This window comes from Caloramator sp. E03 (assembly GCF_006016075.1).
GTDB lineage: Bacteria > Bacillota > Clostridia > Clostridiales > Caloramatoraceae > Caloramator_B.
Map to the genome: position 1 here is coordinate 1210206 of NZ_CP040093.1, position 23494 is coordinate 1233699.

Sequence of the window (23494 nt, forward strand, 5' to 3'; positions counted from 1 at the left end):
TTTTATTTAGGATATTTTTCCTTCCATCTCTTTATAGAGCCTTGGCAAAATTACAGCCAAATTGCTATATTCTTCAACATTATGAAAAGCAAGCCCCATAGGTGCCTGAATTGGAATGCTTATTCCATCTGGTATGAGTTTAACAGGTCTTTTATCTATTATATGGTAACCCATCCAAAACCTTGAGCGGAATTCTACCCCTCCAGGTATTTCTCTTACAAAATGAAGCATAATAGCCGGTGCCTTTGGTCCACCTGCTCGTGGCTGAGAAACCCCATTTGCTGCAATTACTGTTCCTACAGCTGGAGGCTTAAATCTATCCATGTCAAAACCTAATTCTTCAGGAGATAAAAAGGATATTTGTATGTCTTCTACCCCTCCGCCTGTATCCTCAACTACATAATGGGTTCTTCCCTGGAACTTTTTAACCATTGGTGTGTTTGGATCAAGTATTATCCTTCTATCTTCCTCACTTATTTCAATACCAAAATGACCCTTTCTAAACCACAGCATGTACCTCATGTCTTCAAGAGCATGCCATGCAAACCACCAGTTTATCATATCAACAGTAACTCCAGGAAACTTATTGTTAACAGCAACATAGCCAGCTCCATTTGGAAGTATGCAATAGCCAGTTTCGACTTCATGATATCCAGGATCAAGAAGCTTATTTATATCCTCTGGCATTAGAGCTTTAGCTGGATCCATTGGTCCTTTTTTTAAAATTTCAATTAGATTAGGATTTGGTTCTGCAATTGGCTCATAAAAATATTTAGCATAACTTTTTTGTTTTTCCTGGGGTGTTAAATCTGTCCTTATCTCCTTCATAAAATCTCCTCATTTCTATATTTTTATTAAAATGTTTTATTTAGTACACTATTTACAAACAAAGGCACAGCCGGATTTAAATTCTCTTTTCTCCATGCCATTACTATGCTTATTATGTCATCTTCTATTTTAAAAAATTTAAGCTCATTTTTGTTATGAACCCTTATACTTGAATCAAAAAGTGTAATTCCAATGCCAAGCTCCACAGAAAGAAGGAGTGATTCCACATTTGGAAGCTGTTTTACAATATGTGGGGTAAAGCCGTGCTTTCTGCATACATTTATAACAGAATCAAATCCCCTTGGCGATTCATCCCTTGTAATAAGCACAAAGTTTTCCCCTCTAACATCCTCAAGGGTTAGATATTCACGATTAGCTAATGGATGCTGTGAGCTCATAACTATGCTGCTGTTTACCTTACAAATTTCTTCATACAAAATTCCTAACGCATCATCAATTTCAAATGAAAGAGTAAATACAACATCAATTGAACCGTTTATAAGCTTTTCTCTCAATGTTTTAAATGTATGCCTCTCAAAAAAAAGAGTAATATTAGGATATTGTTTTCTAAATCTTTTAATAATTTCTGGTAAAAACATTGCTGTATCCATAGCATCCAAACATGCTATAGTCATAGTACAGTTTTCACCTAATCCAGCCTGCCTACACTTATCTATTGCATTCTCTATACCTTCTTTAATACCTCTAAGTTCTTTAAAAAGAACTTCCCCTGCAGGAGTTAAATGAACATTTCTTTTTCCTCTCAAAAAAAGAGGGGTACCTATTTCCTGCTCAAGTAGAGCTATTTGTTTGCTAAGCGATGGTTGAGAAATATATAGGCTTTTAGCAGCTTCTGTAAAATTTAAATATTTAGCTACCGCTAAAAAATATTCAATTTGAAGTAAAGTTATTTTTGCAAAATTCAAAATAATCTACCCCCTATGCAATTATATGGTATAAATTAATTGCATAGTTTGAGTATATCATCTTTAATGATCATTAAAAATATTCTAATATAAAAAAGTACATGAAGGAGCAGCAAGAAATAACTTTATTTATGACTATTTATGATTGCTACTCCAATTTTTTAATATACTTAACAGTTTTTAAGCCCTAAAATAGCCCTTGCCTCATCTGGTGTTGCAAGTTCCTTACCCATCTCTTTTACTATTCTTTTCGTTCTTTCTACAAATTCAACATTAGATTTTGCAAGCTGCTTAGGAGCATAATAAATATTGTCTTCCATACCTACCCTTACATTTCCCCCAAGAGCAAGTGTTGCATATAAAATTGGAAGATGATTTTTTCCTATCCCTAAAGCACTCCAGGTAGAACCTTCTGGAATTAAATTTTTAAGAAATACCAGATTTTCTACTGTTGCAGCCATACCTCCAGGAGCACCTAATACAAACTGGAAATGAAGTGGTGCTTTTAAAACTCCTTTTTTCAAATAATACAATGCATTATAAACCATGCCTGCATCAAAAATTTCGATTTCAGGCTTTACATTATTCTCCTGCATTGCAAGGCCTAATTTTTCCAAAAACTTAGGGCTGTTTTCAAATACAGTTGTATGCATCCAGTTCATACTTCCACAGTCATAAGAAGCAAGTTCTGGTTTTAACTCTATAAAAGGTTTCATTCTTATTTCATCTGTAAGGCCTATACCTCCAGAGGTTGTTAGATTCAATACTATATCGCATCTTTCTCTTATGAGCTTTACTGTCTTTTCAAACTTCTCAAAGCTCATAGAAGCCTTTCCTTCATCATCTCTAACATGTATATGCGCAATAGAAGCACCTGCTTTATAGCAAGCATACACTTCATCAGCTATTTCCTCAGGGGTTAAAGGTATATAAGGTGTATCCTGCTTTGAAGGCCATGCACCTGTTGTTGCAACTGTTAATATTACTTTATTTTCCATTAAATCGCCTCTTTCTATTAAAATTATTCCCTTTCAACTATAACAGCAGTTCCCATACCGCCACCTATACATAAAGTTGCCAAACCTTTTTTAGAGTCTCTTCTTTTCATCTCATATAGTAGGCTTGTTAAAATTCTGGCTCCTGATGCTCCAATAGGATGCCCTAATGCAATAGCACCACCATTAACATTAACCTTTAATGGATCAAGCTCTAAACCTCTTATCACCGATATAGCCTGGGCTGCAAAAGCTTCATTTGCTTCTACCAAATCAATATCCGAAACCTTAAGCCCAGCCTTTTCTAAAGCCTTTTTAGTAGCTGGTACCGGGCCGTATCCCATCAACGCAGGATCTACTCCCATTGATGCAAAGGATTTAATAGTTGCTAAAGGCTTTATACCAAGCTCCTTTGCTTTTTCCTTTGACATAACAATTAGCATCGCAGCTCCATCGTTAATACCTGAAGCATTTCCTGCAGTTACCGTCCCATCTTTTTTAAAAGCAGGTTTTAGCTTTTGAAGCTTATCATAAGTAGTACCAAACCTTGGATATTCATCTGTATCTACAACTAATACATCACCTTTTTTCTGTGGTATCTCAACTGGCACAATCTCCTCTTTAAAGCGACCTGCTTTTATTGCTTCTTCTGCCCTTCTTTGACTCTCAACAGCAAAATTATCCTGTTCTTCTCTTGTAATACCGTACTTTTCTGCAATATTTTCTGCAGTTACTCCCATGTGATAATTATTAAAAATATCCCATAACCCGTCGTTAATCATAGAATCTATTAGCTCACCATTACCCATACGATATCCCCATCTTGCCTTTGGCAAAAGATAAGGTGCATTGCTCATACTTTCTGTACCACCAGCAAGTATTATATCTGCCTCTTCTGACATTATCATCTGTGCTGCCAGGCTAACAGCCCTAAGTCCCGAACCACAAACCATATTTATACTTAAAGCAGGAATTTCTTCTTTTAAACCTGCTGTTATAGCAACTTGTCTTGCTACATTCTGACCAAGCCCTGCTGATAATACATTTCCAATAACAACTTCCTCTATATCATCTTTATTAATTCCTGCCCTCTTTATTGCTTCTTCTGCTGCAATCCTTCCAAGCTCAACAGCTGAAAGTGATGATAAACTTCCACCAAAGCTGCCTATAGCAGTTCTTACAGCAGAGGCTATAACTACTTCCTTCATTAAGGATTCCCCCTTCAATTAAATTTTGAGGATACTCTATTTAAGAATATCCTCATTAATTTAAAGCTGCTGCATCAAATAACGATTAAAATGCACCAAATCTATAAACTCTATCTGGTACTGGATTTAAATCATCTTCATCAATTTCAGCAACGCAGCGTACCATAGATCCATCTCCAAGCCACCAACGAATTGGGAATGCCATAAATTTAAAACGCTTTCCTACAACTTTATCAAGATCTCCGCCTAAATTTTCAATACCTACTATACCATTACCTAGCATTAGCTTATGGCATGGCTCCCAAGTTCCTTCAAGACCATGCCTTTCAAGTTTACCATAGGCTTCCATGTACTTTTCAAGCCCAAAAGTTTTAATATATGCTTCCTTTTCAAATTCAGCATAAGCCTCCATACCAAACTGCTCAATATATTCTTCAGTAATTGGTTTTCCTGAATAGCCAATGAGATTCATTGCAAGGTTTCCACCATTTTTACCCATTGTTGTATGAAGTGGATGGTCAAGGGCCTGCATATCCATAGCTACACATTTTGGTTTATACTTTGCAAACCATTCTCCTGCTTCCCTTCCAGTACCACATGAATAATGATAATATTCCTTTGTATCATCAAATTTTAAGTGCATACCTGTTCTCAAGCAAACAACCATACCTTTTAGTTCTTCAGGTTTAATGTTTGCACGCTTGCAGGCATCTTCAAGGTGAGAAGCTTTAATAAGCCCCCATCGCTCTACTTTAATATCTAAGCATACTGCATCTCCATAGTATGCATCTACAGGCATTTCATGGGTATAGCGTGCACGCCTTCCATCAAACTCATATTCCATAACATGGCGTGGTGCATCTGCATGAGTACCACAATGCATAACAACATCTATTTTTTGAGTTAATACACCGCTTTTTGCAAGGTTGTGCATAGTATCAATTTTTGGTTTTGCAAAATACGGCCATACAGGTATGTCCGCATGAAATGGATGTGTTAAATCTACTAATACCTTTTTCCCCATTTATTTTTCCTCCTATAATCTATTTAAAAATAATATATTTTCAAAAATTAATTAGCCCAATATCCGCCATCAACGGCAATGTTAGCGCCTGTCATAAAGTCGCTTGCACTTGAAGCAAGGAATATACATGGCCCTACAAAATCTTCAGGTTCGCCAAGGCGGCCAATTGGTAGACGCTTTAAGAAGTTTTTATAAACTGCACTTTCTGGATCAAACATCCATTCAGTTAAATCTGAACGGAATACTGTTGGATTAATTGTATTAACATTGATTTTATATTTAGCTGACCACTCACATGCAAGGCATTGAGCCATAAGATCAATACCAGCCTTTGCTGTGCAGTATCCTGTATAGCCAGCCATGCCCATCTTTGAACGGGCAGAAGATACTAATATAACTTTTCCACCTTTTCCTTGATTAATCATCTGTTGCCCTACATATTTGCAGTAAAGCCAAGTGCCTTGTACATCTGATGACATTATTTTTTGCCATTCAGACAATTCTTGTTCTACAATTGGCTGTGGGTGATTATACCCTGCTGCTGTTACCAAAACATTTATTTCTCCAAATTTTGCAACTGCATCTTTAACTACCTTTATAACATCTTCTTCTACTGCTGGATCTCCTACTGAATAACCACATTCAATGCCTTTTTCTTCTAATTCAGCACAAAGAGCCTTACATTTTTCATCACTACGTCCTGTAACAAAAACTTTCATGCCTGCATACCCATATCCAAAAGATATGGCCCTTCCCAAAGCCCCTGTAGCACCAGTAATAAGTGCAACTTTTCCTTTAACATCAAACAAATTATTTACAAATTCTTTTTCAAACATGATATTCTCTCCCTATATTATCTAATTTAAAATAGGTTCTTACCTTATAATTAAAAATTGTTAATTTAATAATTAACCACAACTAACATTGTAGCTGGCATATTAGTTTCATTAATTATTTCTCTTCCTTCAAAGGGAGGTATGAATAAAGAATCATATTTTCTTAATACAATAGTTTCAGTTTTAGATTTAACTGTAACTTCTCCCTCCAAAACAACATAAACTTTTTCAGTTGGTGAATCTTCATAAGCATATTCAGCACCACCACCTGGCAAGAAGTGAGTTACTCCCATCCAAAACTTTGTTATTCCTGTTTCATCTTTTCCTTGAAGCCTTAATGTTGAGCAGTCAAAATGTTTTGGAGCCTTATAAGGTTTTACATCTTTAAATTCAACTTTTTTCATCTGCTTCACCTCCTTTTAATAGAATTTAATTATTAAAATGTTTAATTATTAATTTACAATTCCATAACTTTTAAATTACTATCAATAATCAAATCTGCATTTGTTGCCTTTACAACATCTTCAACGCAAACATTAGGTGCAATTTCTTTTAGTAGCAGGCCCTCTTTAGTAACTTCAATAACCGCTAAGTCTGTTACTATAAGATTAACCTTTCCTACAGCAGTAAGAGGTAATGAACATCTTTTTAATATCTTTGGTTCTCCTTTAGCAGTATGAGTCATAGCTACTATTACTTTTTTAGCACCACTTACTAAATCCATTGCCCCACCCATTCCTGGAACCATTTTGCCTGGTATCATATAATTAGCCAGATTTCCTTTTTCATCTACTTCTAAAGCACCTAAAACCGTTATATCTACATGTCCACCTCTTATGATGCCAAAAGAGGTTGCACTATCAAAAAAAGCTGCCCCTTTATTTACAGTAACGTACTGGCCTCCAGCATTAACTATATCTTTATTTTCCTTTCCCGGCTCAGGAGCAGGACCTAGTCCTACAAAGCCATTTTCAGATTGAAGTATTATATTAACACCTTCAGGTATATAATTAGCTACTAAAGTAGGAAGACCAATACCTAAATTAACTACATCTCCATCTTTAAGTTCCTTAGCAATCCTTCTTGCTATTAATTCTTTTCCGTCCATTAGTTTTCACCTCCAACGATGTAATCAACAAATATGCCAGGAGTCATCACATGATTAGGATCAAGTTCTCCAATTTCAACGATTTTCTCTGCCCCGGCTATAACTATATCAGCTGCAGTTGCCATAACAGGATTAAAGTTCCTAGTTGAAGCATTATAAAATACATTTCCCTGCTTGTCTGCAATCGAAGCACCTATTAATGCAACATCAGCCCTTAAAGGCAGTTCTAAAAGATATTCCTCACCATTAATTTCTATCTTTCTTTTTCCCTCTTCTACCAAAGTACCAAGTCCAGTTTTAGTCAATACACCCCCTAAACCTGCACCACCACATCTAATCCTCTCAACCAAAGTTCCCTGTGGAACTAACTCTACTATTAATTCCCCACTATTCATTTGGCGCCCTGTTTCAGGGTTTAATCCTATATGGGATGTAATTACCTTTTTAATCTGTTTATTTACAATTAGCTTTCCTACACCTTTATTTGGAAATGCAGTATCATTTGAAATTACAGTCAAGTCTTTTACTCCCTTTTTAACCATAGCATCAATTATTTCTTCCGGTGTTCCAACACCCATAAAACCACCAATCATAATTGTCATTCCGTCTTTAATATAATCCATTATCTCTTCAACAGTTCTTATTTTATTCATAAGTTACCCTCCCCCCATTACACTGTTGCATTATTTCTAATAATATAGTTCGCAATTATTGTGCCAATTTTGTTATTCCTTTTATCATATTCCATTTGTTTTTTATTACATATTGATATTACTTGATTTTTATTGAAAATTCTTTAAATAAGTTGTATGATCAGTTATAACTTTATAAAAGAAAATTTTATTATTTTTTAGCTATTTGGATTATTTTTAATTCATAAATGTATCATTTTTAATTTCAAGAAGAAAAAGATTATAAATATTTGTAAAAAATAATACAAAAAAATTTTGATTAATTCATTTATGTATTAGTCGTAACCACCCGCAAAAAATTCTCCGGTGCCAGGCACCGGAGAATTTTATCTTTAATTATTTAATTATTAGAAGTAACTGTAAGCTCAATTTCCCCTGTATATGTTCCAGCTGTTATATCTGTTTGAACACCATTAACAGTCATAGTTACTTTGTAACCTTCTGGAGCAGTAACTTTAGAACCATTTTCAATAGTTAATGAAGTCAAATAAGATTTACCTTTTACTACCCAAGTTGAACCATTAGTTAAGGATACAATAACTCCATTGTTAACAGCTGCACTTGGTGTATTTGTAATTTCTCCAAGCTCTTTATAATCCCTTGCATCTATAGTATCTTTTGCATGCTTAGCTGTAGATGAAGAAATTACACCTGTTATTTTTGAATTATCAAACTTTAAGTAAAGATTTTTTGATGAACTTTCTTCCATTCCTGTAAATATATTTTTTACAGTACCTCCACGAGTAGAATTATAAAAATCACCATTTAATTCTATGTTTGAAAACTTAGCAATAGTATCCTTTCCTTCTGTTATAACAGTCTTATTATGGGTTGTATCCTCAGTTGCTGGTTCTGTTGGTTCTTTATATACGCCTATATTTAACATCATACCATTAACCATGACAGGGCCTGGATCATCATTATCCATTAGCTGAAGAATAATCCCATTACCTGATTTTAGCTGAGCACCTTTTGAACCATCAACATCTATATTAGCAGAAGCACCTTTAACTAATAATAATGTTTTTCTAGTATCAAAAATTGTACCATCAGTAATCTTTAATGAACCATTTCCATGCCACATTACACCAAAACGTCCTGATTTTACAATTGTCTGTTTTTCTTTTATTGAATTCAATTCCTTTGAAGTAAGTCCAAGATTAAGAGTTTTGTTAAGCATATTTATATTTTCACGTGTACTAGCTGCGAAAACACCATTTCCTCCTGTAATAATCAAAGCATAATCTGGAACTGTAATTTTTGAGCCATAGAAGGAATCAACACCGTCACCAATTGAATAAGCTCCATATCCGCTTTCACCAGTTATTGAAATATCACTATTAATTGCAGTAAGCTTTATATTCCTGCAGTCATCAGTGGAAAGGACTCCCCATCCTTCAGCAGATATAGAAGAGTTGATATAAGTTGAAGTTGTATTTTCACCTAATACATTAGTAGCACGGCAGTTTCCAATAATACCCAGCATCCATGGTGCTGTTTTCATTAATCCAAGCTGCACATTAGGTATGTAGTTTGATGGGAGTATACCATTTTGAGTAGATATTTTTGAATTCTTTACAATCATATTGCTGCCACCTGCTGCAATGATAGCAGGACGAATTGCTCCATGAGTGTAAATCTCAGAATTGTCTACTACAAGTTTAGTACCCTCCCCAGTAGACATAATAGCAGCACCATAACCTGCAAAGTCATTGCCTCCATTACCAGTTAAATCTATCTTAGCACCATTTATGCTATAACTACCTCCAGATACATAAATACCATTGAAATTTTGTTCCTCTGAAGTAATCTTAATATTCTCAGCAGAATTATTTGTAACTTTTCCTTGGGTAATCATTGCTAAAACTGATTTGTCCTTTGCAACTCCATTTGAATCTACATATAATGCCTGTTTAAAATAATGTGTTAAATTGCCATTTTTATATTCAACTACGTTTTGTTTTGTAACATTTAACACAACATTACCAGTATATGTTCCTGGTTTTATCTCTTTACCTATTCCATTAACAGTTAATGTAACACTATAACCATCAGGAGCTGTAATGGAAGCACCCTGTTCAATAATTAATTTTGAAAGTTTTGTAGTAGTAGAAACTGTATAACTAGAATATGCAGGGACTGTTATAGTCTTAGAAGATTTGGCATTTAGTATGTCCTCTGAAATATTTGTTATTGTTTCGGCAAAAACCGTAGAAGAAACTGTTGTCATAATTGAAATAACAACAGCAAGAATTGATGCATAACATTTGAGTCTTTTCTTAAAGTTCATATTTTTTCCCCCTTCTATGTTAATATATGGTAAATATAATTTACCATATATTAACTCAAATATCATCGTGATAAACTCTAAAGAGTTAATGTATTAATTGTTATAATATACAATATTATACAATTACAATTGAAGCTAAAAGCTTTTTAACATAGCATACCTTAAGATAAAGAACTCTAAGAGAAAAATAATACAAAATAAATAAAGGGAAGCAAATGCCTCCCTTCTTTATGTGTTTTTTATCTTATATCAAGTGCTGCATGATATCCTTGGTATATAGCAGTTGTTATAGTAGAAGCCTTTACGCAGTCACCTATTTGTGCTACATAAGGTGCACTATCAAGAAGCTCTTCTACTATTTCTCTTCTTGGTCTTTGTCCTAATGCACAAATTACAGAACTTCCAGGAACAAGATGCTCTTCTCCATTTGCATCAACACATACAACACCTTCTTTTGTTACTCGAATTCCCTTATATCCTGTATGAACATTTATATTGCTCTTTTCTATCTCATTTAATAGAATCGGACGGTGTCTTATGTTTGCATCAATTGCCAATTCTTCTCTCATTTCTACTAAATGAACAGTCTTTCCTTCCCTTGCAAGATGAATTGCAGCTTCACATCCTGCAAGTCCTCCACCAAGAACTACTACATCATCTGTAACCTTATCCTTTTCTAAGTAATAGTTATTAACAACTATTACATTGTCTCCATCCAAACCAGGAATTTGTGGAATAATTGGTTCAGATCCTACTGCTATAATAAGTGCATCAACATTTTCTTTTTCTACATACTCTTTTGTTACAGTTGTATTTAACCTGATTTCAACTCCAGCATCCTTTGCTAGTTTTGCCAGAGTAACTCCTAATTCATACATTTCATATTTAAATGGAATCGCTCTTTCTCCTTTTAATATTCCTCCCAATTCATTAGACTTTTCGCAAAGTATTACCTTATGCCCTCTCTTTGCAGCTGTTATAGCAGCTTCTAATCCTCCTGGTCCTCCACCAGCTACTAAAACCTTACGTGGTTTTGCTACAGGTATAATCTCTGTACCGTCTAATTCACGGCCTATTAACGGATTAACTGTACATCTTCTTGTTGATGTTGTAGCACGCTCTGCCATACAAGTAAAACATCTTAAACATTTTACAATATCCTTATCCCTGTTGCTCATAACCTTATTTGGAAGCTCAGGGTCAGCTAAAAGAGCACGTGCCATTTCAACAACATCAGCTTTACCACTTGCTATAATTTCTTCCATCATTTCAGGATCATTTAATGCACCAATTGTTGCAACTGGTATGCTTACATGCTTTTTAATTTCTGCTGCAAGATAAACATTGCAACCATGAGGTACAAACATTGAAGGATGGGTTATTGCAAATCCTCTTTGGTATGTTCCTGCAGATACATGAAGTAAATCTACCCTTGATTCTAACAACTTAGCTATTTGAATACCTTCCTCAAGATCATAGCCACCTTCAAAAAGCTCTGAACCACTCATTCTAAATTCAATTGGGAATCCAGGTCCTACAGCCTTACGTATGCTATCGAGAACTTCTTGAGCAAAACGTACTCTGTTTTCAAGAGAACCGCCATACTTATCTTTTCTTTTATTAAAATATGGTGATAAGAACTGATTTATTAGCCAGCCATGTCCTCCATGAACCATAACCATTTCAAATCCTGCTCTTTTAGCAAGGGCAGCACATTTTCCGTAAGCCTCTACAATATCAGCTATCATTTCTTCAGTTAATTCCTTAACTTCAAGACCATCAGGACGTACTCCTGCACTTGGACCCCACTGTGCAAGTCCACGTTTTTTATCTTTATCAGTTAAGTAAGTTCCTGCATACTGTCCTGAATGTGAGAGCTCTACGCTGGCAATTGCACCATGGCGGCGTATAGCATCTGCAGTATAAGTAAAACTTGAAAGTGAACCTACTGTTTTTAAATCTAAATGGAATGCATGAGAACCATCAGTTTCAGGATGAACCATACATTCACTTACAGTAACTGCTGCAGCACCTCCTTTTGCTCTTAATTCATAAAAGGCAGTAGATGCTCGTCCAATAGTACAGTCAGCAGTTATATCTGTTCCACCCATAGGAGCTGAAAACATTCTATTTCTAAAATAAACATTTCCTATTTTAATCGGTTTACACAAGTTAGGATATTTTCTTTCCATATTTTAATCCCCCTTAATTTTTATGCTGCTATATTGCAATTCTTCTCTTTTTGATTAACAAAGCGATAAACAAATGTTAATATAAACCCTGCAATTCCAAGGGCTGCTGCTATTAAAAATGCTCTTTGATAGCTGTTATCTGCTGCATATACGTTCTTCATTACAGTTGGTCCAAAATAGCCTGCTAAAGCAAACCCTATAAACATTATTCCATAGTTAACACTGTTGTTTTTAGGACCGAATTGGTCTGCTGTAAATCCTGGAAATACTCCCATTAATGATCCAAAGCATACTCCTAAAATTGAAATTCCTATACAGAACTGAGCAACATCTCCCTGTCCAGATAGATATAATAATATAAGTCCTACAATTGAAAAAACAAAGGCTGCTGCTAATGTATTAACTCTTCCTATCTTATCTGAAATATATCCTGCAACAATACGGCCTGCAGTATTAAACAGAGCTAATACTGATACTACTGTTGTTGCTGCTGCAGTTGACATTCCAATCATTTTCTGTGCTATAGGTGATGCCTGGGAAGTACACATTAAACCAGCAAAGGCTCCACAAATGAGCATAGAAATCATTATATAAAATATTGGACTTGAAAGCATGCCCTTCCAATCCCTATCATTTGAACCTGCCTTGCTTTGACTTTGGACTGGTGGTGTCCAGCCATCTGGAACAAAGTTCACAGGACATTTTTCAATAAAAAATGAAGATACACACACTATAATAAGGAACGCTATTCCTATTATCTTAAATGCTGATGTTACTCCAACATTGTTAATTAAAATATTAGCAATTGGAGGTACTAATACTGAGCTGAATCCATAAGCTGCTGTAGTGATCCCACCGACCAAACCTCTTTTGTCTGGGAAAAATTTTACTGAATTGCTTATTGTACATCCATAAATCATTCCTATTCCAAGGCCAGTTATTATGCCATAGGCAAGTGTTAAAAATCCTAAACTTTTAGCAAATCCTGATAATATCATTCCTCCACCAAAGAGTATACCACCTACAAATATAACTTTCTTTGGTCCAAATAAGTCGTTTATTCTTCCACCTGAAATCATAGTAATAGGTCCTACTGAATTAGCAACTGTAAATACAATGGCTAAAGCACCTGGAGTTAAGTTTTGTCCAGTAACACCGCTCAAATACTTTGCCATAGGAGCTGCAAATACACTCCAGGCATATATTGAGCCAATACATAGATTGATAAAACAGCTTGCGATTAAAATGATCCATCTTTTACTTGTTAGCTTCATAACCATTCCCCCTTATTTTTTATGTGTTAATTTTATCACAATGTATTATACATGTCAATATATACATGTTTAATACATCATGTTTTAAATAAATTCAAATATAGACACGTTGTAAATTAAAAAAACAATGATATAATAAGTTAAGTAGCAAAAAAAGAGGTGATTTTATTGAGAGCTTTAAAATATGCAATTTTAGGATTATTGAATAGAAAGCCTATGTCTGGTTATGATTTGAGCAAGGAATTCAGTAGTCAAATAGGTAATTTCTGGAGTGCAAATCACAGCCAGATATATCCAGAATTAAAGAGATTATTAGATGAAAAACTAGTAGTTTATAATATTGAGATAAGCGGTGATGTGTTAGAAAAAAAGGTTTATACAATTACTGAAAAAGGCAGAAAAGAATTTTTAAGATGGCTTAATAAGGATGAACCTATGGGGCCAACTCCAAAGGACGTTTTTCGCCTTAGAATGTACTTTTGCAATAACTTAGACGTAGAAACAAGGATTCGCCTTTTAAAGCATCAGCTATCTCAACATGAAGAGAGGCTTGCTTTTTTGTCAGATGAGATGAAGCGCTATAATACAGTTCCGCCTATTGATAGTGATGCTTTTGGGGATTATTTAGTTTTAGATAGTGCTATTATGAGAGAAGAAACCACTATACGATGGTTAAAGAAATGTATTTCTCTTTGTCAAAATGGTTCTGATGAAAAATAGTTTTTATAGTTCTCACTAAAATCCTCTTATTTTTAAATAAATACTTTACTCTATTAATATAAAATATAACAAAGCCTACTTACTGATAATTAGTATGCTAATCAGTAAGTAGGCTTTATTTAATTCAAAAGCTTTTTAACTTTGGTTTGATTTTTTAATTTTTTCAAGAATATTTAATAATTATGAAAATATATTAATTTTATCGCAATAAATTTATTGAAATTATATTCAAATAATGAACAAATTTAAGGAAAATTGAGTAATCTAATAATAAATTAGGATTGTAATGATTAATAATTTATAAATCAATTTTTTGATAAAATTTAATAAAAAAATTCAAAAAAACTATTGTATAGTTATAATAATCGTAGTATATTTTATATGATTTTACTATTTTCCAATTAGACTAAAAAATAAAAAATATTCAAGGGAGGAAGTTCAATGAGCAAAATAATGGTTCGTCTTGAAAATGTAGTTAAAGATTATGGAGGGCAGGAAGCTGCTGCTGTAAACGGCTTAACAATGGATATAAATCAGGGAGAATTTTTAACATTACTTGGTCCAAGTGGTTGTGGAAAAACAACAACCCTTAGAATGATTGCAGGTCTTGAGGAACCAACTAACGGTAAAATTATTATTGATGGAGATGATGTCTCTAAAGTACCCCCTTATAGGAGAAATGTTAATACTGTATTCCAAAATTATGCACTGTTTCCACACATGAATGTATTTGAAAATGTTGCCTTCGGGCTTAAGATAAAGAAAGTGCCTAAAAACGAAATAGAAATGAAAGTTAATAATATTCTTCACCTTGTAAAGCTTGATGGATATGAAAACAGAATGCCCTCTGAACTATCTGGTGGCCAAAAGCAAAGAGTTGCATTAGCAAGGGCTATAGTTAATAATCCAAAAGTTTTACTTCTTGATGAACCTCTTTCAGCACTTGATTTAAAGTTGAGAAAGGAAATGCAGATTGAGCTTAAACATCTTCAAAGAGAACTTGGAATAACATTTATTTTTGTAACTCACGATCAAGAAGAAGCTCTTACAATGTCAGATAGAATTGCAATAATGAACAATGGTAATCTTGAACAAATAGGTACTCCTGATGAAATATACGAAAAACCAAAGACAAGGTTTGTTGCTAATTTTATTGGGGAAACAAATCTTTTTAAAGGCGTAATTTTTGATAAAAAAGAATCAGAAACAATAATAGATGTATCAGGAGATAAGATACATGTAAAAGAATGCCCTTTTAGAAATGGTGAAGAAGTTTATATTTCTATTAGGCCCGAAAGATTAAAGTTTAAGAATAAATGTGAAAATGATATGCCACATATTAAAATTAAGCTTAAAGAGAGAATATATATAGGTTCAGTTATTAAAACAATTGTAACCACACCTTATGAAAAAGAAATTATTGTATGCGAACACGTTGAAGATGCTTACGATTTTAACAAATTCGGTAATACTGCCTATATTACTTGGAATTCAGATTGTGTGGTGGTTTTACAATGAAGAAAAAATTTTCTGCATTTTTAATTCTCTCTCCTGTATTAGTATGGATGTTTGCATTTTTCTTAATACCTTTGTTTCTTGTTGTTTCAGTAAGCTTTTTAACACGTGGACAATATGGGGGCATACAATTTAATATTACATTGGATAACTATATAAGATTGATTGATCCAATGTATTTAAAAATATTTTGGAATTCCCTGGTTATATCTTTAATGACTACTATATCATGTTTATTATTAGGTTACCCATTTGCATATATAATTGGAAGATCTCCAAAGAAGTTTAGGGCAATACTTCTTATGTTAATAATTCTTCCATTTTGGACTAACTCCCTTGTTAGAACTTATGCATGGATAATACTTCTTCGTACTGAAGGTGTATTAAATTCATACCTTATGATGATGGGTATAATAAATAAACCTCTTCAGCTGCTTTATAATAATGGTGCTGTATTAGTTGGAATGCTTTATATAATGTTTCCATTTATGGTACTCCCTATATATGCTTCGGTTGAAAAGTTAGATAATACACTGATTGAAGCAGCTAAAGATCTATATGCCTCACCAATTAAAACATTTTTAAAGATAACATTACCTCTAACTAAATCTGGAATATTTGCTGGCTGTCTTCTTGTTTTTGTCCCTACATTAGGGTTATTTTTCATACCTGATTTAATGGGCGGAAGCAAAATCATTCTTTTGAGTAACCTTATTAAAAATCAATTCCTTGCTGCAAGAGATTGGCCATTTGGAATGGCAATATCTGTTCTGCTTATTATGCTAATGCTTATTATAATAGGCATAATGAGACTAAAAGGCGAAAAAATAGATAGTGAGGTATTCTAAGATGAAAAAAATGAATATATGGAGCATCCTATACAGTATATTAATTTATACTTTTTTGTATCTTCCTATATTTATACTCGTTATGTATTCCTTTAATAACTCAAAATTGAATTCAGTATGGACAGGATTTACAACAAAATGGTATGTAAACCTATTCCATGATGCAGCAATTTTAAATGCAATGAAAAATACTCTTTTGATTGCATTTGTTAGTACAATGTTTTCAATTGTAATAGGCACATTAACTGCAGTTGGACTGTATAGATATTCTTTTAAGGGTAAAAAATTTATTGAAAGTTTTCTTTATATACCTGTTGTAATACCTGAAATTGTTTTTGGTATTGCATTATTAGCATTTTTTTCTCAAATAAAGCTTCCTCTTGGGCTTTTAACTTTAATAATTGCTCATATAACTTTTTCAATATCATATGTTGTTATTGTTGTAAAATCAAGACTTGATGGATTTGACAAGTCTCTTGAGGAGGCATCAATGGATCTTGGAGCCACACCAAGAGAAACTTTTTTTAAAGTTACTCTTCCTTTAATTATGCCGGGAATTATTTCAGGGGGACTCCTTGCATTTACACTATCCCTTGACGACGTTATTATAAGCTTTTTTACAGCTGGACCATCATCAACTACTTTGCCCCTTAAAGTATTCTCTATGGTAAAATTTGGAGTAACACCTGAAATAAATGCTCTTTCAACAATAATGATGCTTTTTAGTATTATATTTGTTATTATTGCAGAAACAATTAAAAATAAAAATTTAAAAAGTAAAAAGATAAAAACAATTTTAGTAAGCCTTGTTATAATAGCAATTACTACATCTGCTGGATTAAACATTGCAGCAGATAAAGCAAATTCAGAGCCACTTGTTCTTAATATTTTTAACTGGTCTGAATACCTTCCTCAATCTGTAATAGATAAATTTGAGCAGACCTACAACGTAAAAGTCAATTACTCTACTTTCTCTTCAAATGAAGAAATGCTTGCAAAAATAATGGCAGGTGGTTCAGCTTATGACCTTGTTGTAGCATCGGACTATATGGTTGACATACTTGTTAAACAAGACCTTATTCAACCTATTGATAAGGATAATATACCAAATCTTTCTAATATAGGTTCTTCTTTTTTAAACCTTGAATTCGATAAAGGAAATGTATACAGCGTTCCTTATATGTGGGGAGATGCTTGTATAGTTTATGATACTTCAAAGATTAAGGGAAATATAACTGGATTTAATGATCTTTGGAACCCTGCATTTAAAAATAGTATTGTACTTTTGGATGATGAAAGAGCAATTATAGGCATGGCTCTTCAAAAAAATGGATATTCAATAAATGACACAGATCCAGAGCATCTTGAAAAAGCAAAAAATGACCTAATAAAACTTAAGACTAATATTAAAGCTTATGATTCTGACAGTCCAAAGACTCTATTAATTAATGGAGAGGCAAAGATTGGGTATGTATGGGGCGCAGAGGCTTATCTTGCAAAGAAAGAAAATAAAAACCTTAAGGTTGTAATTCCTAAAGAAGGACTTTTCCTACAACAAGATAACTTTACAATACCTAAAGGTGCAAAGCAGAAAAAGCTTGCAGAAACATTTATAAACTTTATATATAATCCTGAAATAAGTGCTGAAATATCAAAAGCCTTTCCTTATGCCAACCCTAATATAGAAGCACAAAAAATAATAGATCAGGACATTTTAAATGATATTGCAGTATATCCACCTGAAGAAGCCGTTAAAAAAGGAGAACACCTTAAAGATATCGGAAATGATATTAAGTATTTTGACAAAATCTGGTCTCAAATAAAGCAATAAAAATAAAATAAATAGGTCTACAATAAATGTTGGGGTAATCCCAACATTTTTCATTTTGGGACGGTTATTTATTATCTTTAATTTTAAATTTTGGAATTTTCTCGATATGTTGTTATTATTATTTGGTAGAATATTTTGGTACAAGCTAAGGGACGGTTAGTGTGAAAATGTCCATTTACAAAAAAGGAAAAAAGTTCAAGACAAGGGACGGTTACTTATTTCATACACAATATCTGCAAAATCAGGGGGACATGTATAAAATATTATGTCTATTATTTAATATAATAAGTAACCGTCCCTTATGTTACCTTTGAAAAACCACAAACTTTTTCATGCCGTCGTTGTGGCTATTCATTAATCATGACCTGTTACTTATCTATTTGAAGGTCTACTCATCAATCGTATCTAAGGACGGTTACTTATTAATTTTATTTCACTAAAAAAACACAATAATTGCTTTATATATAAGATAAATTTTGTTCAATTTACAAAATTTATTATTATTTTGATAAGCTTGTCCACTTTAAATCATATATTTCATTTTGCATTGGACTACTATCTATTTAAACTTTTTATCTTTTTATTTAAAATTTTCTATGCCTCTATCATTAATATCTCCTTAAGCAATAGTCTATATTTCTCTTCCTTTACAAGCTCCCTCCCAAGGGAACATAGCTTTGAAACGTTAGATTGCCCCATATTCCCAAGTATCCTGCATATATCGGCACATCTTAAATCACAAAACTTTCTTAACACAAAGCATAGTATTGCCTTCGCTTCCTTTGCCTCCTTTGCCCGCTTTATCCTTAGCATTAGCTTATCTACGTTGAATTTTTGTGATATTAATTCTATTATTTTATCAGGGGATAGATCCCTTACAAGGATTGTTCTCATGCTCCTATACTCTGTTCCTTCTTTCTTAAACTCTTCCCTTTGTGCATCAACAATACTTTTTACTTTAAATACAAAGTCTTTGTACATAGCCCTTGCTGTAGCTTCCTTTAGGCTAAACATAGATAATATAAATTTGTCATCTATAAGTTCAAATTCATCTGTCTTTTCCCCTAAGAATATGCCTAAAGATGAAAAGCGGTAATCCTGTGGATTTTTATCGTAGCCTTTTAGGTCTGTTGCGTTAAAGTGAACGTAGGCTGTTAAGGCAAAGAGGTATCTATCATCCTTTACGATTAAGCTTTTGAACCTGTCTTGAAAGAGATGGCCACTTCTTTCATACCTTTTATTAAAATACATGGCATATTTATAGTTTATAAAGTGCATTATTTTTGAGATATCTGCACCGTTTGCATCTATAATAAAATGAGCATGATTATCCATAAGGCAATAGGAATAAACTCTAAATTCGAACTGTTCTTGGGCTTTTTTCATGTAGTCAAGATATTTTATCTTATCTTTATCATCTTTATAGAGGGGAACTTCGGATATACTTTTAACCATAACATGATAAATAGAGTCATAGCTTTTTTGCCTTGCCATTCTTGGCATAAAAAAAACACCTCCAACTTGGAATATATTTTTAGTATTATTTTTCCAAGTTGGAGGTGTGTTTATTCATAGAATTGGTGTGAATGTACCTTAAATGAGTAACAGGTCATGACTAAAAGTAGCCACAACGACGGCATGAAAAAGTTTTAGGCTTGTCAAAGGCAACAGTAGGGACGGTTAATTATTATATTAAATAATAGATAAAATATTTTATGCATGTACCCCTAATTTTGCAGATATTGTGTATGAAATAAGTAACCGTCCCTCGGCTTGTACTTTTTTCCTTTTTTGTAAATGGACATTTTCACACTAACCGTCCCGGAAAGACTGGAAAAGACCGGGAAACCGCAAAATACCTCAAGTAACCCCCAAGAAAGCAAGAGGAGAAACCTAGATTTAATTGATGTAGATATATAGAAAATAAGTAACTGTCACTGTCCCAAGTTTCCAGGTTTTATATATGTTTATATCTTTCTATTATCTTATAAGCAAATTGAAACAAGGTCGTTGTAAATAAGATTCCAAAAGCTATTGCCCCTGCAATGGCCACTGTTTCAACAGCTTTAACGGCTGCACTGCTGTAATTGTTATTTACTAAATATAAAACTGTAAAATAAGCCCCTGCACCTGGGACAAGTGGAAAAATGCCTGGTATTGAAAATACAAAAGCAGGTGTTTTTAATATTCTTGCCATAGTTTCACTATAAAATCCCACAACAATTGCACCTATAAAAGTTGAAAAAACAACTCCATTTGTATACTTATATATAGAAATATACGTGATCCAACTTAATCCTCCACATACTCCTGCCCAAACAAGATTTTTTTTCTGTATATTAAAAATTATCCCTCCACAAAAACTTCCTAAAAAAGCAAATAAAAAATCTCTCACAGTATCACATCCAATACATATTTAATGTTAACATAATACCAACCCCAACTCCAACAGCAATTGAAATGAAAAGCGCTTCTCCAAGCCTTGTAAAGCTTGAAATCAAATCTCCATACAAAGCATCTTTTATACCATTTGTAATACTCACGCCTGGTACAAGAATCATTATAGAACCAATAATTATTTTATCAATATTAAAATCTGGCGAAAATTTACCTGCAATAACACTAATACCACCTGCTATCATTCCCGATATAAAGTATTCAAAAAATTGAAAAAATCCTATAGATTCAATTTCATTTTTTACTTTAAGAATGAGCATACTTATAAAAAATGCTACAATACCATCCTTTTCAGTGCCCTTAAATAGCATTGTAAAAGAAAATGCTATTAACCCTGCTGCAATACATCTTGTTAATTGGGAAAAATATGGCATACCTTCAATATTCTTTAGTTGTTTAATAGCTTCTTCATAATTAAGTTTTTTACTTTCAAGCCTCCTTGAAAACGCATTTATTGAATCTATTCTATGTAAATCTATAGTTCTGTTCTCGATACGTTTTACATAAGTAATCATTTCATTTTCATCTCCCATGCAGGATATTGTAAATCCTGTTGGCATAACAAAGCATTCACATTCAACTCCATAGCTTTTGCATATCTTTTTTGCAGTATACTCTACTCTATAAATTTCAGCTCCACTTGATAGTAATATTTCTGCTGCAAGAGCTGCTATTTCTAATACATGTTTTGTAAGCATACTCCTCACTACCTTTTAACTTTTAATTATTTAACAATCATATTATACAAATATTTATTTAAAAATCCTATAATAACTTATCTATTTAATATAAATTTTATATTTAAATAATTAATCACATTTATTCATTTTAATAGACTTTAATAATACATATAGAAAATTTCATCTATAAGATTTTATAAAAATTATTTGAGAAAAAACTATACAACATCTCTGTTTTTAAAATTAAAAACAAACCATCTTTATGCTATATCATTTTATATCATAAGACAATCAAATATGTTATTATAATTTTGTTAAGTTATTAATTTATTAATATTCATAACCATTTTCAAAGTTGTTTTAAAGGAGGGAAAAATTTAAATTTAAATATTGTTATAATGTTTATATATAAATCAATGTTTTCAACATAATCAACAACAAAAATCATGCCTTTTTAATTAAGAAACAATTTATTAATACCATTTATTAAAACGGGGGAGAATTATGAATCAAATCTTAAAAAACGAATTAAAAGATATAATAATTGACACAAAAGGATCTGATGAAGAATTTATTGTAGATGTTGTAATAGTAGGAGCTGGTGGTTCTGGAACTGCCGCTGCAATTGCTGCAGCAGAAAGAGGATCAAAGGTTATGATTATTGAAAAAACAAATGTATTTGGTGGCAATACTCGTTTATCTTCAGGTTTTTTTGCAATAAACTCATCCTTTCAAAAATCAGAGGGTTTTAATTTTTCTGTAGATGAAGCTATTAACCGTCTTATAGAGTTTAATCAATATCTCTCAAACGGTCCATTAACACGTGCTATAGTTGAAAAATCTGCAGATACAATTGAATGGCTACAAAAGTATGGAATGGAATTTAAACTTCAAGATAAAACAACTCAATTTGCTCATGAAAATGATCCATATAAATATAAAGTATATCATAAATATGTTAATATTAGTGCTGGTTTCAAAAAAATATATGAGCATCTTGATAAAATGGGTGCTATATTACAACTAAATACTAGCCTGAAATCAATCCTTAAAGATGAAACTGGTAATGTAATTGGTATAACAGCAATCAAAAAAGATGGAAGTATTATTACAGTAAAGGCTAAATCAACTATTATTTGTACTGGAGGATTCGGTGCAAATATAGAAAAGGTAAAAAAAACTTTAAATATAGCTTATGTTAATTCCCTTGGAATGCCAAATAGTGGTGAAGGACTGTCTCTTATGGAAGAAGTAGGTGCAATCAATTGGGATGCTACTCCCCTTCTTCATGCCTGTCAGCTTGCTAATTCTAAAGTATCTAAAGAATCAAGCAGCGATAAACTTGCTGGTTTTTCTAATTCAAGTCTTACTCAGCTGCTTATGTCGCCATTACTTTGGGTTGATCCTTATGGCTCACGATTTGTAAATGAGGATGTTGTATATGATTCTGCTTTCTGGGCTAATGCTGCATATTCAGCAGGTGGTAGATATTACATTATTGTTGATAAAGCTACATTGGAAGATTATACAAAGGGAACTTCTATACGCATTTCTAAAGCTGGTCCTGGAGCAAATATGCAAAAGGCTGATTTTATTGAACTTGCAGAGGCTGCTGTTAAGGCAGGAACTGCTTTTAAAGGAAGTACTATTGTTGAATTGGCAAATTCTGTGGGAATGAATGCTGATGAGCTTGAACTTACAGTTACACGCTATAATAAAATGGTGAAAAATAAAATAGATACTGACTACAATAAATCTGCTGCTTCTTTAAAATATACTGTTGAAACTGGTGATTTTTACGCATTCGAATGCCGTGTTGTATATCTTGGTACAATTGGTGGTGTAAAGGTAAATAAAAAACTTGAAGTTGTTAACATTGAATGCAAACCAATTAATGGTTTATATGCTGCAGGTGCTAGTGCAGGCGGTTATTATGCCGGAAAAGGTTATCCACCTTATGAAGGCTTGGCTAGCGGATTTGCATGGACTTCAGGCCGTATAGCAGGTGAAAATGCGGCTGTCTATGCTACTCTAAAATAAATTAATTTAACTTTTTTGTTAAATATTTGG

At 33.0% G+C, this 23494-nt stretch carries 20 protein-coding genes; 5 read left to right on the top strand and 15 right to left on the bottom strand.

Going from position 1 to position 23494, the window contains the following annotated elements; translation table 11 throughout:
* Nucleotides 1–6: 6 nt before the first annotated feature.
* From FDN13_RS06055 to FDN13_RS06110, 12 genes are all read right to left on the bottom strand, one after another.
* Nucleotides 7–828 carry a DAPG hydrolase family protein gene (locus FDN13_RS06055; protein ID WP_138979379.1) on the bottom strand — a complete coding sequence of 274 codons (822 nt, stop codon included), beginning with the start codon at nt 826–828 and terminating at the stop codon, nt 7–9.
* Nucleotides 829–854: 26 nt separating this feature from the next.
* Nucleotides 855–1754: a LysR substrate-binding domain-containing protein gene (locus FDN13_RS06060; RefSeq protein WP_138979380.1), complete on the bottom strand. Its 900-nt coding sequence runs from the start codon at nt 1752–1754 to the stop codon at nt 855–857.
* 170 nt (nt 1755–1924) lie between these two features.
* On the bottom strand, nt 1925–2752 hold the full coding sequence (locus tag FDN13_RS06065; protein WP_138979381.1) for a 3-keto-5-aminohexanoate cleavage protein: 828 nt from the start codon (nt 2750–2752) through the stop codon (nt 1925–1927).
* Nucleotides 2753–2775: 23 nt separating this feature from the next.
* Complete coding sequence (locus FDN13_RS06070; protein WP_138979382.1) at nt 2776–3957, bottom strand: acetyl-CoA C-acetyltransferase; 1182 nt, start codon at nt 3955–3957, stop codon at nt 2776–2778.
* Nucleotides 3958–4042: 85 nt separating this feature from the next.
* A complete protein-coding gene (locus tag FDN13_RS06075; protein ID WP_138979383.1) occupies nt 4043–4981 on the bottom strand; it encodes a cyclase family protein in 939 nt (312 codons plus the stop codon).
* A gap of 47 nt (nt 4982–5028) precedes the next feature.
* Nucleotides 5029–5817 (bottom strand): SDR family NAD(P)-dependent oxidoreductase, encoded by a 789-nt coding sequence (locus FDN13_RS06080; protein WP_138979384.1) that lies wholly within the window; start codon nt 5815–5817, stop codon nt 5029–5031.
* A 65-nt stretch (nt 5818–5882) separates the two neighbouring features.
* Complete coding sequence (locus tag FDN13_RS06085) at nt 5883–6221, bottom strand: cupin domain-containing protein (protein ID WP_138979385.1); 339 nt, start codon at nt 6219–6221, stop codon at nt 5883–5885.
* 53 nt (nt 6222–6274) lie between these two features.
* Nucleotides 6275–6925 (bottom strand): 3-oxoacid CoA-transferase subunit B, encoded by a 651-nt coding sequence (locus FDN13_RS06090; protein WP_138979386.1) that lies wholly within the window; start codon nt 6923–6925, stop codon nt 6275–6277.
* Complete coding sequence (gene atoD / locus FDN13_RS06095) at nt 6925–7578, bottom strand: acetate CoA-transferase subunit alpha (protein WP_138979387.1); 654 nt, start codon at nt 7576–7578, stop codon at nt 6925–6927. Before atoD ends, FDN13_RS06090 begins: the two co-directional genes overlap by 1 nt.
* 379 nt (nt 7579–7957) lie before the next feature.
* On the bottom strand, nt 7958–9907 hold the full coding sequence (locus FDN13_RS06100; RefSeq protein WP_138979388.1) for a hypothetical protein: 1950 nt from the start codon (nt 9905–9907) through the stop codon (nt 7958–7960).
* A 239-nt stretch (nt 9908–10146) separates the two neighbouring features.
* Nucleotides 10147–12099 (bottom strand): FAD-dependent oxidoreductase, encoded by a 1953-nt coding sequence (locus tag FDN13_RS06105; RefSeq protein ID WP_138979389.1) that lies wholly within the window; start codon nt 12097–12099, stop codon nt 10147–10149.
* 20 nt (nt 12100–12119) lie between these two features.
* A complete protein-coding gene (locus FDN13_RS06110; RefSeq protein ID WP_138979390.1) occupies nt 12120–13373 on the bottom strand; it encodes an L-lactate MFS transporter in 1254 nt (417 codons plus the stop codon).
* 168 nt (nt 13374–13541) lie between these two features.
* On the opposite strand from FDN13_RS06110, the gene FDN13_RS06115 reads away from it, so the two are divergent.
* The 4 genes from FDN13_RS06115 (at nt 13542) to FDN13_RS06130 (ending at nt 18287) form a co-directional block, all read left to right on the top strand.
* A complete protein-coding gene (locus FDN13_RS06115) occupies nt 13542–14093 on the top strand; it encodes a PadR family transcriptional regulator (protein WP_138979391.1) in 552 nt (183 codons plus the stop codon).
* 441 nt (nt 14094–14534) lie between these two features.
* Complete coding sequence (locus FDN13_RS06120; protein WP_138979392.1) at nt 14535–15611, top strand: ABC transporter ATP-binding protein; 1077 nt, start codon at nt 14535–14537, stop codon at nt 15609–15611.
* Nucleotides 15608–16456, top strand: coding sequence for an ABC transporter permease (locus FDN13_RS06125; protein WP_138979393.1), 849 nt, complete (start codon nt 15608–15610; stop codon nt 16454–16456). The genes FDN13_RS06120 and FDN13_RS06125 overlap by 4 nt, the downstream gene beginning before the upstream one ends.
* Before the next feature lies 1 nt (nt 16457).
* Entirely contained in the window at nt 16458–18287 is a 1830-nt protein-coding gene (locus FDN13_RS06130) for an extracellular solute-binding protein (protein WP_138979394.1), read from the top strand.
* 594 nt (nt 18288–18881) lie between these two features.
* Here FDN13_RS06130 and FDN13_RS06135 read toward each other — a convergent pair.
* The 3 genes from FDN13_RS06135 to FDN13_RS06145 form a co-directional block, all read right to left on the bottom strand.
* Nucleotides 18882–19790, bottom strand: a complete 909-nt coding sequence (locus tag FDN13_RS06135; protein ID WP_138979395.1) for a transposase — start codon at nt 19788–19790, stop codon at nt 18882–18884.
* 454 nt (nt 19791–20244) lie between these two features.
* Nucleotides 20245–20682, bottom strand: a complete 438-nt coding sequence (locus FDN13_RS06140) for a threonine/serine exporter family protein (protein WP_138979396.1) — start codon at nt 20680–20682, stop codon at nt 20245–20247.
* A 4-nt stretch (nt 20683–20686) separates the two neighbouring features.
* Nucleotides 20687–21442 (bottom strand): threonine/serine ThrE exporter family protein, encoded by a 756-nt coding sequence (locus FDN13_RS06145; protein WP_138979397.1) that lies wholly within the window; start codon nt 21440–21442, stop codon nt 20687–20689.
* A gap of 486 nt (nt 21443–21928) precedes the next feature.
* On the opposite strand from FDN13_RS06145, the gene FDN13_RS06150 reads away from it, so the two are divergent.
* The gene (locus FDN13_RS06150) at nt 21929–23464 is read left to right on the top strand and encodes an FAD-dependent oxidoreductase (protein WP_138979398.1); all 1536 of its coding nucleotides are present in this window, start codon (nt 21929–21931) and stop codon (nt 23462–23464) included.
* Nucleotides 23465–23494: the final 30 nt, after the last annotated feature.

Bases quoted from the DNA above. Each gene is read 5' to 3' on its own strand.
- atoD (WP_138979387.1), bottom strand. From the start codon at position 7,578: ATGAATAAAATAAGAACTGTTGAAGAGATAATGGATTATATTAAAGAC.
- FDN13_RS06145 (WP_138979397.1), bottom strand. From the start codon at position 21,442: ATGCTTACAAAACATGTATTAGAAATAGCAGCTCTTGCAGCAGAAATA.
- FDN13_RS06085 (WP_138979385.1), bottom strand. From the start codon at position 6,221: ATGAAAAAAGTTGAATTTAAAGATGTAAAACCTTATAAGGCTCCAAAA.
- FDN13_RS06130 (WP_138979394.1), top strand. From the start codon at position 16,458: ATGAAAAAAATGAATATATGGAGCATCCTATACAGTATATTAATTTAT.
- FDN13_RS06055 (WP_138979379.1), bottom strand. From the start codon at position 828: ATGAAGGAGATAAGGACAGATTTAACACCCCAGGAAAAACAAAAAAGT.
- FDN13_RS06070 (WP_138979382.1), bottom strand. From the start codon at position 3,957: ATGAAGGAAGTAGTTATAGCCTCTGCTGTAAGAACTGCTATAGGCAGC.
- FDN13_RS06120 (WP_138979392.1), top strand. From the start codon at position 14,535: ATGAGCAAAATAATGGTTCGTCTTGAAAATGTAGTTAAAGATTATGGA.
- FDN13_RS06135 (WP_138979395.1), bottom strand. From the start codon at position 19,790: ATGCCAAGAATGGCAAGGCAAAAAAGCTATGACTCTATTTATCATGTT.
- FDN13_RS06100 (WP_138979388.1), bottom strand. From the start codon at position 9,907: ATGAACTTTAAGAAAAGACTCAAATGTTATGCATCAATTCTTGCTGTT.
- FDN13_RS06105 (WP_138979389.1), bottom strand. From the start codon at position 12,099: ATGGAAAGAAAATATCCTAACTTGTGTAAACCGATTAAAATAGGAAAT.
- FDN13_RS06090 (WP_138979386.1), bottom strand. From the start codon at position 6,925: ATGGACGGAAAAGAATTAATAGCAAGAAGGATTGCTAAGGAACTTAAA.
- FDN13_RS06125 (WP_138979393.1), top strand. From the start codon at position 15,608: ATGAAGAAAAAATTTTCTGCATTTTTAATTCTCTCTCCTGTATTAGTA.
- FDN13_RS06075 (WP_138979383.1), bottom strand. From the start codon at position 4,981: ATGGGGAAAAAGGTATTAGTAGATTTAACACATCCATTTCATGCGGAC.
- FDN13_RS06110 (WP_138979390.1), bottom strand. From the start codon at position 13,373: ATGAAGCTAACAAGTAAAAGATGGATCATTTTAATCGCAAGCTGTTTT.
- FDN13_RS06065 (WP_138979381.1), bottom strand. From the start codon at position 2,752: ATGGAAAATAAAGTAATATTAACAGTTGCAACAACAGGTGCATGGCCT.
- FDN13_RS06150 (WP_138979398.1), top strand. From the start codon at position 21,929: ATGAATCAAATCTTAAAAAACGAATTAAAAGATATAATAATTGACACA.
- FDN13_RS06080 (WP_138979384.1), bottom strand. From the start codon at position 5,817: ATGTTTGAAAAAGAATTTGTAAATAATTTGTTTGATGTTAAAGGAAAA.